This is a genomic window from Roseitranquillus sediminis, from assembly GCF_016918935.1.
In the GTDB taxonomy this organism is placed as follows: domain Bacteria; phylum Pseudomonadota; class Alphaproteobacteria; order Rhodobacterales; family Rhodobacteraceae; genus Roseitranquillus; species Roseitranquillus sediminis.
Genome location: NZ_JAFFOB010000007.1, coordinates 225496 through 238914, shown reverse-complemented (window position 1 = coordinate 238914; position 13419 = coordinate 225496). Strand labels below are relative to the sequence as shown.

The 13419-nt window shown below is 66.2% G+C and carries 12 protein-coding genes; 6 read left to right on the top strand and 6 right to left on the bottom strand.

The genetic code is table 11. The features are described from left to right. Both radC and JM664_RS04530 read left to right on the top strand, forming a co-directional pair. On the top strand, positions 1-741 hold the full coding sequence (gene radC / locus JM664_RS04535; RefSeq protein WP_406675767.1) for a RadC family protein: 741 nt from the start codon (positions 1-3) through the stop codon (positions 739-741). A gap of 178 nt (positions 742-919) precedes the next feature. Continuing rightward, entirely contained in the window at positions 920-1171 is a 252-nt protein-coding gene (locus JM664_RS04530) for a hypothetical protein (protein WP_227418716.1), read from the top strand. A 3-nt stretch (positions 1172-1174) separates the two neighbouring features. Here JM664_RS04530 and secA read toward each other — a convergent pair whose 3' ends face one another. Further along, complete coding sequence (gene secA / locus JM664_RS04525) at positions 1175-3868, bottom strand: preprotein translocase subunit SecA (protein WP_227418715.1); 2694 nt, start codon at positions 3866-3868, stop codon at positions 1175-1177. A gap of 159 nt (positions 3869-4027) precedes the next feature. Between secA and JM664_RS04520 the strand changes: the two genes are divergently transcribed. The 4 genes from JM664_RS04520 (at position 4028) to JM664_RS18645 (ending at position 6841) form a co-directional block, all read left to right on the top strand. Beyond that, entirely contained in the window at positions 4028-4912 is an 885-nt protein-coding gene (locus JM664_RS04520) for a peptidylprolyl isomerase (protein ID WP_227418714.1), read from the top strand. A gap of 7 nt (positions 4913-4919) precedes the next feature. Beyond that, positions 4920-6179 (top strand): bifunctional glutamate N-acetyltransferase/amino-acid acetyltransferase ArgJ, encoded by a 1260-nt coding sequence (argJ, locus tag JM664_RS04515; RefSeq protein WP_227418713.1) that lies wholly within the window; start codon positions 4920-4922, stop codon positions 6177-6179. Beyond that, positions 6176-6574: an 8-oxo-dGTP diphosphatase MutT gene (gene mutT, locus JM664_RS04510; protein WP_227418712.1), complete on the top strand. Its 399-nt coding sequence runs from the start codon at positions 6176-6178 to the stop codon at positions 6572-6574. The genes argJ and mutT overlap by 4 nt, the downstream gene beginning before the upstream one ends. Before the next feature lie 132 nt (positions 6575-6706). Continuing rightward, positions 6707-6841 (top strand): hypothetical protein, encoded by a 135-nt coding sequence (locus tag JM664_RS18645; RefSeq protein ID WP_264465506.1) that lies wholly within the window; start codon positions 6707-6709, stop codon positions 6839-6841. A 67-nt stretch (positions 6842-6908) separates the two neighbouring features. On the opposite strand, the gene infB is transcribed toward JM664_RS18645, so the two are convergent. From infB to pip, 5 genes are all read right to left on the bottom strand, one after another. Continuing rightward, a complete protein-coding gene (gene infB, locus JM664_RS04505) occupies positions 6909-9392 on the bottom strand; it encodes a translation initiation factor IF-2 (protein ID WP_227418711.1) in 2484 nt (827 codons plus the stop codon). Between the two features lie 6 nt (positions 9393-9398). Next, on the bottom strand, positions 9399-10019 hold the full coding sequence (locus JM664_RS04500) for an RNA-binding protein (protein WP_227418710.1): 621 nt from the start codon (positions 10017-10019) through the stop codon (positions 9399-9401). 7 nt (positions 10020-10026) lie between these two features. Continuing rightward, positions 10027-11652 carry a transcription termination factor NusA gene (nusA, locus tag JM664_RS04495; RefSeq protein ID WP_227418709.1) on the bottom strand — a complete coding sequence of 542 codons (1626 nt, stop codon included), beginning with the start codon at positions 11650-11652 and terminating at the stop codon, positions 10027-10029. Positions 11653-11655: 3 nt separating this feature from the next. Then, positions 11656-12258 (bottom strand): ribosome maturation factor RimP, encoded by a 603-nt coding sequence (gene rimP, locus JM664_RS04490; RefSeq protein WP_227418708.1) that lies wholly within the window; start codon positions 12256-12258, stop codon positions 11656-11658. A 123-nt stretch (positions 12259-12381) separates the two neighbouring features. Then, entirely contained in the window at positions 12382-13356 is a 975-nt protein-coding gene (pip, locus tag JM664_RS04485; protein ID WP_227418707.1) for a prolyl aminopeptidase, read from the bottom strand. Positions 13357-13419 lie beyond the last annotated feature (63 nt).

Sequence of the window (13419 nt, the reverse complement as noted above, 5' to 3'; positions counted from 1 at the left end):
GTGACGGAGCGGGCTCACGGCCTCTTCGGCGAGAACGAGGAGGTGGCGGGCGAGGGGGCGGCACGATTGCCATCCTACATGCGCGACCACCGAAAGCGTCTTCGCGAGCGATTTCTGAGCGGCGGCGCCGCGGCAATGCCCGATTACGAGCTTCTGGAGCTGGTGCTGTTCCGGGCCATCCCGCGGCAGGACGTGAAGCCGCTTGCGCGGCGGCTGATCGAGACCTTCGGCGATTTCAATCGGGTCATCGCCGCGCCGCTCGACCGGCTCCGTGCGGTGCCGGGCGCGGGCGACGCGGTGGCGCTGGAGCTGAAGGTGGTGGAGGCGGCTGCGCACCGAATGGCGCGCAGCCGGGTGATCGGACGCCCCGTCATGTCGTCGTGGAGCGCGCTCGTCGACTACTGCCACACGGCCATGGCGCACCGGGAGACGGAGCAGTTTCGCGTGCTGTTCCTCGACCGCAAGAATGTGCTCATCGCCGACGAGGAGCAGGCGCGGGGCACGGTCGATCACGTACCCGTCTATCCGCGCGAGGTCGTCAAACGGGCGCTGGAGCTGAATGCGTCGGCGTTGATTCTCGTGCACAACCACCCATCGGGCGACCCGACGCCGTCGGAGGCTGACGTCGCGATGACCCACCGGGTGCGCGATGCGGCCGATGCCCTTGGCATCGTCCTGCACGACCATCTGATCGTGGGAAAATCGCGGGAGCTGTCGTTTCGCAGCGCCGGCCTGATCTGAAAACTGGCACGGCTGGTGCCGCGTCCTAGTCTCATCGCGAGACGCGGAGCGCCAATGACTGCCACCCGTCTCTACGTCCCCCGCATGATGTTGGTCTTCGACTTCGACCGGACCCTCGCGGCTTGGCGGTGGATGGGTTGATGTGTCGAGGAGTGAGCGGCACGCTCCGTTCAACCAGATGATAGATGTCGGCGACAGCGCCTCGGACCTGCAGGCGTTCGGCTGCATCGAAGGAGCTGGCGGCCTCGCGCTTGCGATTGCAAAGGACGAGACGTACGGCCACGAGGATCAGATGTTGCAGTCGCAGCGGGTCGAGAGCCTGGCGACGCCCGATCGTTCCGAAGGCGGCGAGCTGCCCCGAAGCCTGATCCACGCAGCCGAGGTCAAGTCCGCCCGCATCGCGCTCAAGGCGCTCGGCCGCGGCAAATGAAGCTCAGGTCAGGCGGCCGTGGCAGTGCTTGAATTTCTTCGTTGAGCCGCAAGGGCAGGGATCGTTCCGGCCGGGATTGCCCCAGGTCTTCGGGTCGCTCTCGTCGAAGCCTTCCTCGGCGCCGCCGGCGGCGTCCACCGCCTGCGGCTCGGCTGCTTTCTGCATCGCCTGTCGCTGCGCCTCGATCTGGCGCAGCATCTGTGCCTGCTCTTCCTCGGTAAGAGGCCGGATCTGCGCCAGCTTCTGCGTCACCTCGGCGCGCAGGCTGTCGAGCATCGATTCGAAGAGCTGGAAACCCTCGGTCTTGTACTCGTTCAGCGGGTCGCGCTGCGCGTAGCCGCGGAAGCCTACCACCGAGCGCAGGTGCTCCAGCGTCAGCAGGTGTTCGCGCCACTTGGCGTCGATCGTCTGAAGCAGCAGCTGCTTCTCGATCCGGCGCATGTTCTCCGGGCCAAATTGCGCCGCCTTGGAGGCCATGAACTCGTCCGACGCCTTGTAGAGCCGCTCGCGGATGTCCGAATCGTCGACGCCCTCCTCGTCCGCCCACTCACGCAGCGGCACGTCGAGACCCAGCGACGTCCGCACCTGGGCCGAGAGCTGCTCGACCTCCCACTGGTCGGCATAGCTCTTGGGCGGCATGTGCGTCTCGACCAGGTCGTCGATCATCTGGTGGCGCATGTCTGTGACGATCTCCGAAAGGTCCTGCGCCTCCATGATCTCGTTGCGCTGGCCGAAGATGACCTTGCGCTGCTCGTTCATGACATCGTCGAACTTCAGGAGCTGCTTGCGGATGTCGAAGTTGCGCGCCTCGACCTTGGCCTGAGCCTTCTCGAGCGACTTGTTCACCCAAGGGTGGATGATCGCCTCGCCCTCCTTCATGCCGAGGGTCGAGAGCACCTTGTCGAGCCGCTCCGACCCGAAGATCCGCATCAGGTCGTCCTCCAGGCTGAGGAAGAAGGACGAGCGGCCCGGGTCACCCTGACGGCCCGAGCGGCCGCGGAGCTGGTTGTCGATTCGCCGACTCTCGTGCCGCTCGGTTGCGAGCACGAAGAGGCCTCCGGCGTCGATGACCTTCTGCTTGTCGGCCGCGTGTTCCGCCTCGATCCGGGCGCGGATCTCGTCCGGGTGTACCTCGGGATCGGCGGCAAGCGCCTCAAGCACCTTCATCTCGACATTGCCGCCGAGCTGAATGTCGGTGCCTCGGCCGGCCATGTTGGTGGCGATCGTCACCGCGCCGGGCACGCCGGCCTCGGCCACAATGCTAGCCTCCTGCTCGTGGTGCCGTGCATTCAGGACGTTGTGCGGGATTTCTGCCTGCTTGAGCATGTTCGACAGGAACTCGGACTTCTCGATCGAGGTGGTGCCGACGAGGACCGGCTGGCCCTTGCCGTGCGCCTCCTTGATGCTCTCGACGATGGCGTCGAATTTCTCGCGGGCGGTGCGGAAGACCTGATCGTGCTCGTCCTCACGGGCGATCGGCATGTTTGTCGGCACCTCGACCACGCCGAGGCCGTAGATCTCGGCGAACTCCTCTGCCTCGGTCGCCGCGGTGCCGGTCATGCCCGACAGCTTGTCGTAGAGGCGGAAGTAGTTCTGGAAAGTGACGCTCGCCAGCGTCACGTTCTCGGGGTGGATCGACACGCCCTCCTTGGCCTCGATCGCCTGGTGCAGGCCGTCGGACAGGCGCCGGCCCGGCATCATCCGGCCGGTGAACTCGTCGATCAGCACGACCTCGCCGTCTCGGACAATGTAGTCCTTGTCTTTCTGGAAGAGCTTGTGCGCACGCAGGCCCTGGTTGACGTGGTGCACCAGCGTCGTCGATTCCGGGTCGTAGAGCGTCTGCTCCTCCGGCAGGATCTTCTCCTCGTGGAGGATCTGCTCGAGGTACTCGTTTCCCTCGTCGGTGTAAGTCACGTTCCGCGTCTTCTCGTCGAGCTTAAAATGCTCCTCAGTCAGGCGCGGGATCACCTTGTCGATCGTCTGGTAGAGCTCGGAGCGGTCCTGCGACGGCCCCGAGATGATGAGAGGCGTCCGCGCCTCGTCGATCAGGATCGAGTCCACCTCGTCGACGATGGCGTAGTTGTGCCGGCGCTGGTTCATGTCGGCGAGGTCCGCCTTCATGTTGTCACGCAGATAGTCGAAGCCGAGTTCGTTGTTCGTGGCGTAGGTGATGTCGGCGGCGTAGGCCGCCTTCTTCTCACCATCGGGCTGCTGAGGATAAACGACTCCGGTCGCCAGACCCAGCGCGGCGTAGACCTTGCCCATCCATTCGGCGTCACGCTTGGCGAGGTAGTCGTTGACCGTGACGATATGCACGCCCTTGCCGGTCAGCGCGTTGAGATAGGCCGGGAAGGTCGCGACCAGCGTCTTGCCCTCGCCCGTCTTCATCTCGGCGATGTTGCCCTGGTGCAGGAAGATCCCGCCCATGAGCTGCACGTCGAAGGCGCGCAGGCCCAGCGCCCGGCGCGCCGCCTCGCGGCAGTTCGCGAATGCCTCGGGCAGCAGGTCGTCGAGGCTCTCGCCGCCGACGGCACGGGCCTTCAGAACCTTGGTGCGCTCTTTTATGGCGTCATCGCTCAGCTCGCGGAACTCTGGCTCCAGCGCGTTGATCTGGTCGATGAGGGGGCGGGTCGCCTTGATCTTTCGGTCGTTGGGCGTGCCAAAGACCTTTTTCGCAATCGAGCCGATACCCAGCATTTCGTCTCCGCCTGACGGGATGGTGAGGGCGACGCCGCTTGCCCCGTCCGGGCCGGCACCATAGAAACGCCGGAAACGCGCCCCCTCGCGAACTATCGCGATTTAAGGGGGCCACCTGACACTGTCAACGTCGCGCCCCGCGCGACCCGGAGGAAGCTGATGACCCGACTGACACGACTCGCACTGACCTCGGCCCTTTGCCTGACGTTCGGCCTTCCCGCGGCCGCCCAGGACGCGGCCGGAGCGACGTCTCCCGCTCCCGAGGCTGGTGCAAGCGCCGACCCGTCGACGGTTGTGGCCACGGTGGGCGGCACCGACATCACCCTCGGCCATATGATTGCCATGCGCAGCCGCCTGCCCGAGCAGTACAACCAGATTCCTCAAGATCAGCTGTTCCAGGGTGTGCTCGACCAGCTGATCCAGCAGGAGGCGCTGTCGCAGCAGGCGGAGAGCGCGTCGCAGCGGGTCGAGCTCGTCGTCGAGAACGAGCGGCGCGCACTGATGGCGAACGAGGTGCTGGCCTCGGCCGTGCAGGCGTCGATCACTGACGAGGCGCTGCAGCAGGCCTACGACGCCACCTATGCCGACGCCGAGCCCACCCCGGAGTACAACGCCTCGCACATCCTCGTGGAGACCGAGGAGGAGGCCCGGCAGCTGAAGACGCAGCTGGAGGAGGGCGCGGACTTCGCACAACTCGCGCAGGAGCATTCCACTGGTCCCTCGGGCCCCAGTGGTGGCGAGCTTGGCTGGTTCGGTCCCGGCATGATGGTGCCCGAATTCGAGGAAGCGGTTGCGGACCTCGAGGCCGGCGAGGTCTCGGAGCCGGTGCAGACGCAATTCGGCTGGCACCTCGTGAAGCTTAACGAGCAGCGCGAGCAGACGCCGCCATCGCTGGAAGAGGCGAGTTCGACGCTGGCGCAGCAGATCCAGATGGACGCGGTGCAGCAGACGGTGGACCAGGCGATTTCAGGCGCCGAGGTCGAGCGGCAGGACGTCTCGGGTATCGATCCGAGCGTGCTGAACGACACGACGCTTCTCGACTGACGCGGACATGGCCGACGCGAAGGTAAAGGCGTCGGCGGCGGTTTCGCCGCTGGCACCTGGGACTTTTCCGGACCTGCCGGTCATCGCGGGGGCCCGGTTTGCCGTGGCGCAGGCGGGGGTCCGCTACAAGGGGCGCACCGACGTCATGCTTTGCGCGCTCGCCGCCGGCACGACCGTCGCCGGCGTCTTCACGCGCTCGGCTACCCGCGCCGCGCCGGTTCTCGATTGTGAGGCGAAGATCGGGAGCACGGCTGCGGACGGCGCGGCGATCGTGGTGAACTCGGGCAACGCCAACGCCTTTACCGGCGCCACAGGCGTGGCGGCCGTATCGCGTGTCGCCGAAGCCGCGGCGCGCCGTCTCGGCACGGCGGCGGAGAGAGTCTTCACCTGCTCGACGGGCGTCATCGGCGAGCCGCTGCCCGCAGAGCGGATCGAGGCCGTCATGGACGAGCTCGCGGAGGCGTTGGACGAAGCGTCGCTGGGCGAAGCCGCCCGCGCGATCATGACCACTGACACCTTTCCCAAGGGCGCCGCGGCGGAGGTTGCGATCAACGGCACCACCGTCAGGATTGCCGGCATTGCCAAGGGCTCCGGCATGATTGCGCCGGACATGGCCACCATGCTCGCCTACGTCTTCACCGATGCAGCGGTAGAGCGGTCGACGTTGCAGGCGATCCTGTCGGCCGCCAACGACACGACCTTCAACGCGATCTCCGTCGACGGTGACACCTCGACGTCCGACACCGTGCTGTGCGCGGCCACGGGACAGAGCGGCGCGCCGATGATCTCCGAACAGGGCTCCGAGGCCGGCCGAGCCTTCGCCCAGGCGCTGCACAACGTCATGCGCGATCTTGCGCATCAGATCGTGCGCGACGGCGAGGGCGCGACGAAGTTCGTTGAGGTCGCCGTGACCGGAGCGCGCAGTGACGCAGACGCGCGCAAGGTGGCATCTGCCATCGCCAACTCGCCCCTCGTCAAGACGGCCATCGCCGGTGAGGATCCGAACTGGGGACGGATCGTCATGGCGGTGGGCAAGTCCGGCGCGGAAGCCGATCGTGACCGGCTGTCGATCCGCTTCGGCGATTCGGTGGTGGCCGAGAACGGCTGGATCTCCCCCAGCTACCGCGAGGAGATTGGCGCCGTCTACATGAAGCGCAGCGAGCTGGTGATCGGTGTGGACCTGGGACTCGGCGGCGGTGCCGCCACAATGTGGACCTGCGACCTGACGCAGCGCTACATCGAGATCAACGCCGACTACCGTTCATGAATCTTCTTCTCGTGTCGGCCGTCGCGCTGATTGACGCGGACGGCCGCGTGCTCTTGAGCCAGCGGCCTGAGGACAAGCCACTGGCCGGCCTGTGGGAATTTCCTGGCGGCAAGGTCGAGCGCGGCGAGACGCCGGAAGCCGCACTGATGCGCGAATTGCGGGAGGAGCTCGGGGTCGAAACCTGGCAGAGCTGCCTGGCGCCGCTGGCTTTCGCCTCGCACGAGTACGAGCATTTCCACCTTCTCATGCCGCTCTTCGCGTGCCGCCGCTGGCAGGGTCAGCCGCACGGGCGTGAGGGGCAGACCTTGCGATGGGTGCGACCTACTGACATGAGCGGATATGCGATGCCGCCCGCAGATCTGCCGCTGATCCCGATCCTGCGCGACTGGCTCTGACGAAGTACAGGTTCAGCAAGATGACTGATTGCCTGATATCTCGGCAACAGTGTCGGCTTTGCGACTAATTTGTTAGTGATTTGTGAAAACTCCGCCTTCATACTGAAGGTGGACGACCCATGGAGAGCAAGAATGCTGCGCACGATCATCATCGGGAGCTGTGTTTCGGTTCAGGGGATCTTCGTTCGCAATCTTGCGGATGGGAAGGTCGCCGTGAAGGTTGGGGCTCACGTCTTCAAGGGCGTGCCCGTCGGCGGAACTGCCTGACCCCCGGCACAGGCACATGGACACGAGTTGAAAGGGACGGCTGGCGCCGTCCCTTTCACTTTTCCCGTCAGAGCGTCCGCTCGACCTCTTCGCGCTCGAAGATCTCGATGACGTCGCCCGCGCGGATGTCCTCGTAGTTTTCAAAGGCCATGCCGCATTCCTGGCCGGACTGCACCTCGGACACCTCGTCCTTGAAGCGCTTCAGCGTCTTCAGCGTGCCCTCGTGGATCACGACGTTGTCGCGCAGGAGGCGCACGCCGGCCGACCGGCGCGCCACGCCCTCGGTGACGAGGCAACCCGCTACTTTGCCGACGTTGGAGACCCTGAAGACTTCCTTGATCTCGGCATAGCCGATGAAGTTCTCGCGAACCTCGGCGCTGAGCAGGCCGGACGCCGCTGCCTTCACGTCATCCACCAGGTCGTAGATCACCGAATAGTACCGGATCTCGACGCTCTTCTGGTTGGCGGTGTTGCGCGCGGAAGCATTGGCGCGGACGTTGAAGCCGATTATCGGCGCGCCCGATGCCTCGGCGAGCCCCACATCAGTCTCGGTGATGGCGCCGACGCCGTAGTGAAGAACGCGGACGCGAACCTCCTCGTTGCCGATCTTCTCCATCGCCTGAACAATCGCCTCGGCCGAGCCCTGCACGTCGGCCTTCACGAGGATCGGCATCTCTGTGACGTTCTCGCTCGCCTTGGCGTTCGCCATCAGTTGCTCAAGCGTCGTCGCGGCGCCGGCGGCAGCGCGTTTGTCCTTCGCGGCATTTGCGCGGTACTCCGCGATCTCGCGTGCCTGCGCCTCGGTCTCGACCACGTTCAGGACGTCGCCCGCCTCAGGCGTACCATTGAGGCCGAGCACCTCGACCGGCACCGAAGGACCGGCTTCGTTGACGCGCTCGCCCTTGTCGTTGACGAGAGCACGGACCTTGCCCCACTGCTCGCCCACGACGAAGATGTCGCCGCGCTTCAGCGTGCCGTTCTGGACGAGCACGGTTGCGACGGGGCCGCGACCCACGTCGAGCTGCGCCTCGATCACCGCGCCCTGCGCCGCCCGGTTCGGGTTGGCCTGCAGCTCCAGTACCTCGGCCTGCAGCGCGATCGCCTCGAGAAGCGAGTCGAGCCCGGTGCCATTGATCGCGGAGACCTCTACATCGAGCACGTCGCCCGACATCTTCTCCACTACCACCTCGTGCTGCAGCAGGTCGGTCCGGACTTTCGTCGGATTCGCCGCCGGCCTGTCAATCTTGTTGATCGCCACGATCATCGGCACGCCCGCTGCCTTGGCGTGGTTGATCGCCTCGACCGTCTGCGGCATCACCGCGTCATCCGCGGCGACGACGAGGATCACGATATCGGTGACCTGCGCGCCCCGCGCCCGCATTGAGGTAAAGGCGGCATGGCCGGGCGTATCAAGAAACGTCAGCGTCGCGCCGTCGTCGGTCGTGACCTGATAGGCGCCGATGTGCTGCGTGATGCCGCCAGCTTCGCCCGCCACCACCTTGGCTTTGCGGATCGCGTCCAGAAGTGAGGTCTTGCCGTGGTCGACGTGCCCCATCACGGTCACGACCGGTGGCCGCGGGCGGAGGTCCTCGGGCTTGTCGCCGACGGTGTCGATCACCTGCTCCACATCGGAGGCGCTGACGCGCACGACCTTGTGGCCGAAGTCCTCGATGATGAGTTGGGCGGTATCGGCGTCGATGGTCTGGTTCTGGGTCGCCATGATGCCGTTCTGCATCAGCGCCTTGACCACGTCGGCCACGCGCTCTGCCATGCGGTTGGCCAGTTCCTGTACGGTGATCGCTTCGGGCAGCTGGACGTCGCGCATGACCTTCTCGCGCTGCTGGCGCCCACCCATCGCCTTCTGACGCTGACGCTCCTGCTTGCGCTTCATCGCGGCGAGCGAACGCTGCCGCCCGCCCTCACCCGAGAGCGCCTGGTTCAGCGTGAGCTTGCCGGTGCGCCGGTCGCCGCCGCCGAGTTTGCCGCCCTTGACGTCGCGACGGTCGTCGCGCTCACGATCGACCTTGCGCGGGTTGACCGGCGCCTTGGGCGCGGCGCGCGGCTCGCTTGCGGCGGGCTCGGCCGCTGCAGCCTCGGCCTGCTGGGCACGCGCCTCGGCCTCGGCCTTCTGGCGCTCTTCCTCCTCGGCCTTCTGGCGCGCGCGCTCCTCACGCTCGCGCTCTTCGCGTTCCTTCGCTTCCGCCTCGGCGCGACGCCGTTCGCGCTCCTCGGCGCGGGCTTGCTCCTCGGCACGGCGCTGCTCGGCCTCGTCGGCCTCGCGCGCCTTCGCCGCGGCCAGCGCCTTCATGCGCCGCTCAAGTTCGGCCTCGCTGATTCCCGCTGGCCGCTTCGCCGGATCGCTCGACACCCGTGGGGTGGAGCCGCCAGTAGCGCCGGCCTTCTCAGCCCCGGGCTTAGGTACCACGACCCGCTTGCGCTTGGTCTCGACGACGACGTTCTTCGTCCGGCCATGGCTGAAGCTCTGCTTGACCGAGCCGGACCGCGGACCGCCACGCAAGCCGAGTGTCTTCTTGCCGTCTGTATCGCTCATTATGGTCTATTCGTCCTTTCCAGTGGACTTGCCACCGCCATCTTCGCGAACGCCCGAAAGCCGCGCGGCATCCTCAACGATCCGTGTCGTGAGTCCACCCGCCGCGAGCGCCGCATGTATCACATGTTCACGTCCGAAAGCCAAACCCAATTCCTGTGCCGTCAGGCAGCCGAAAAACCGACCGCCCGTGGGCGTCCAGAGCTTGGACTTGCCTCGCACTGAACCATCGCTTGCCTGCAGGAGGACACGCGCCTCGCCCTTGGCAAGCCAGTCCTTGACCTTCTCGAAGCCGGCGATTGCCAGCCCCGCCTTTCGCGCCATCGATATGCCGTCGACCAGCCGGCGGACCAGAACGCCCTCGACCTGCTCCAGAAGGTCGTCCGGCACTTCAACCGGGGCCCGCGCGGCGCGCGCGAATTGCCGCTTGGCCATGGCCGTACGCAAGACCTCGCGCTCCGCCGATACCCATATACCCCGTCCCGGCAACTTTTCCAGAACGTCGGGCACCAGAACCTGGTCCGGACCCACGACGAAGCGGATCAGCCCCCGCTTCGGCTGCGCCTCGCGGGTGACGATACAACTCCGCTCCGACTCGTCACGCACCTTCATCCGCCCGCCCCGCGACATGCCGACCTCAGGCTTCGGCCTCCTCCGATTCGCCGCCTTCCTCCGCGTCCGCGGGGTCCTGTGGCGCAAGCTCGTCGGGATCGACCCAGCCAAGCAGCACTCGCGCGGTCATCACCAGGTCCTGCGCCTCCTCGAGAGACACCTCGAACGGCTCGAGGATGCCATCGTCCTTGACGCGCTCGCCGTTGACCGTGGTCCAGCCGCCGGCAAGCTCCCAGTCGGCGCAGGTCGCGAACTCCTCCAGCGTCTTAATGCCGTCCTTGGCCAGCGCCTCGAGCATCTGCGGTGTCAGGCCTTCGAACGCGATGAGGCTCTCCTCGACGCCCATCGCCCGCGCATTCTCCAGCGCCGCCTTGTTCTGCGCCTCGATGTGATCGCGGGCACGAGCCTGCAGCTCTTCCGCGGTGCTGTCGTCCACGCCGTCGATCACGAGGAGCTCGTCGAGGTCGACGTAGGCCACCTCCTCGAGGTTGGTGAAGCCTTCGGAGACAAGAAGCTGCGCAAAGAACTCGTCGAGGTCGAGCTTGTCCATGAAGAGGCGCGTACGCTCCTCGAACTCGGCCTGGCGTCGGGCGCTCTCCTGCTCCTCCGTCATGATGTCGATGTCGAGACCGGTGAGCTGGCTCGCCAGACGCACGTTTTGGCCGCGGCGGCCGATGGCGAGGCTGAGCTGCTCTTCCGGCACCACCACCTCGATGCGCTCCGCCTCCTCGTCGAGGACGACCTTGCTGACCTCGGCCGGCTGCAGCGCGTTCACGAGGAAAGTCGGCAGATCCTCGTTCCACGGGATGATGTCGATCTTCTCGCCCTGCAGTTCATTCACGACCGCCTGCACGCGGCTGCCCCGCATGCCGACGCAGGCGCCGACCGGGTCGATCGACGAGTCATAGCTGATCACCCCGATCTTCGCCCGGCTGCCGGGGTCGCGGGCCACGGCCTTGATCTCAATGATGCCGTCGTAGATCTCCGGCACCTCCATCTTGAAGAGCTCCGCCATGAACTCCGGCGCCGTGCGGCTGAGGAAGATCTGCGGCCCTCGCGCCTCGCGCCGCACGTCCTTGACATAGCAGCGGATGCGGTCGTTCGGGCGATAGCTCTCGCGGCCGATCTTGTCGTTGCGGCGCAGGATCGCCTCGCCGGCGCCAACGTCGACGATGATGTTGCCGTATTCCTCGCGGCGGACCTGGCCGTTGATAATAGTTCCGGCGCGGTCCTTGAATTCCTCGTACTGGCGGTCGCGCTCGGCCTCGCGGACCTTCTGCAGGATCACCTGCTTGGCCGACTGCGCGGCGATCCGGCCCATCTCGACCGGCGGCACCTCGTCGCGGATCTCGTCGCCGGGCTTCGGGTCGTCGAGAAACTGCTTCGCCTGCTCGACGGTCAGCTGCGCCTGGTAGTTTTCCAGCTCGTCCTCGGGGCCGATTACGGTGCGGACGCGGGTGAAGGTGGCCCGGCCGGTCTTGCGGTCGATCGACACGCGGATGTCCATTTCGGCGCCGTAGCGCGACTTCGCGGCGCGAGCGAGGCTCTCCTCCATCGCCTCGACGACCAGCGCCGGGTCGATCATCTTCTCGCGCGCGACCGCCTCGGCGGTCTGCAGAAGCTCGAGCTGGTTGGCTGATGTGATGGCCATCTATCAGTGCTCCTTCGTATCGCCGGCGTCGTCGGCGTCGCCCTCTTGGGGCAATTCGGTGATGACTTCGTCGAACTGGGCCTCGTCGATCTGGCCCGCTTCCTTGCGGCTCCTGAGGACGTCGCGGATCAGGTCGTCGGTCAGGACGAGCTTGGCGTCGCTCAGCCAGTCGAACTTCAGTCCGACCGTACCTTCCTCGATCTCGATCAGGACCTCGTCATCTTCGACACCTGCCAGCACTCCCTTGAATCGCCGGCGGCCGTCGATCATCTCGGTCGTCTCGATCTTCGCCTCATAGCCTTCCCATGCCACGAAGTCCTTGAGACGCGTGAGTGGCCGGTCGATCCCGGGGCTGGAAACTTCCAGGGTATAGGCGTCCTCCAGCGGGTCCTCGACGTCGAGCGTGGCGCTCAGCGCCGTCGAGATGCGTGCGCAGTCGTCGACCTCGATCCTGCCGTCCGGCCGGTCGGCCATGACCTGTACCGTCTTGGTCTTGCCGCCCAGCAGGCGCACGCGCACCAGCTCGTAGCCCATCCCCTCGACCACCGGCGTGATGATCTCGGCGAGGCGGCGGTCGATGCTGGCTTTGGCGACGAGGTCGTTCATGGAGTCCAGACACAAAAAGACGGGCGCGCGGCCCGTCATGCTTTCCCGGTGGAGCGTCGGGGGTGGAGGCCGACGCGCCGCTGTCATGGCGCATATACGCGCCGGTGCCAGCTGCCGCAACCCCTACACGACGTCCCTCAGCTGATCCGTCGTCCGCACGAGCTCGCGGCTGATCCCCGGCTCGCTCAGCGCGTGTCCCGCCCTCGGAATCGTCCTAAGCACCGAGCCGGGCCAGCTCTGGTGCAGCCTGTAGGCGGACAGCGGGGGGCAGATCATGTCGTAGCGGCCCTGCACGATCGTGCCCGGAACGTCGCTGATGCGATGCATGTTCCCCAGGATGTGACCGTCGCCCTCGAGAAAGCCGCCGTTGACGAAGTAGTGATTCTCAAGCCTTGCGAATGCCCGGGCATAATCGGACGGGCTCTCGCTGCCCGGCCCGTCGTTCGCGATGGAGGCCAGCGTGTTCTCCCACGCGGCCCAGGCGCGGGCGTGGCGCGTCTCGACACTGGCGTCACCGCAGAAGAGCCTCCGATTGTAGGCGCGGATCAGGTCGGCCCGCTCGTCCTCGGGGATGAGGTGCGTAAAGCGCGCCCAGACATCCGGCCAGAACTGTCCGGCGCCGCCGCCGTAGAACCAGGCGAGCTCGGACTGGGTCATCAGGAAGATGCCGCGTAGAATCAAATGCCGCACCCGGTCGGGATGCGTCTGCGCGTAGATCAGCGCCAGCGTCGCGCCCCAGCTGCCGCCGAACGCCAGCCACCTGTCGATGCCGAGCGTCGTGCGGATACGCTCGATGTCCGCCACCAGATGCCAGGTGGTGTTCGCCTCGACGCTGGCGTGGGGCCGGGAACGGCCGCAGCCGCGCTGGTCGAAGAGCACGACACGGTAGACAGATGGGTCGAAGTAGCGCCGCATAGCCGGACTGCATCCGCCGCCAGGACCGCCGTGCAGTACGATCACCGGCACGCCGTCCGGCTTGCCACACTGCTCGACATAGATCCGGTGCCCGTCGCCAACGTCCAGGATGCGCTGGTCGAACGGGTCGAGCGGAGGATATAGGAATGCCGCCGCGCCCTTATGTCCCGAAAGCGGGTCCATTCGAGAACTATATAAAGGCCTGCGCAGCGGACGCCATGCATCGCGCGGCTAAATCGACGGGAG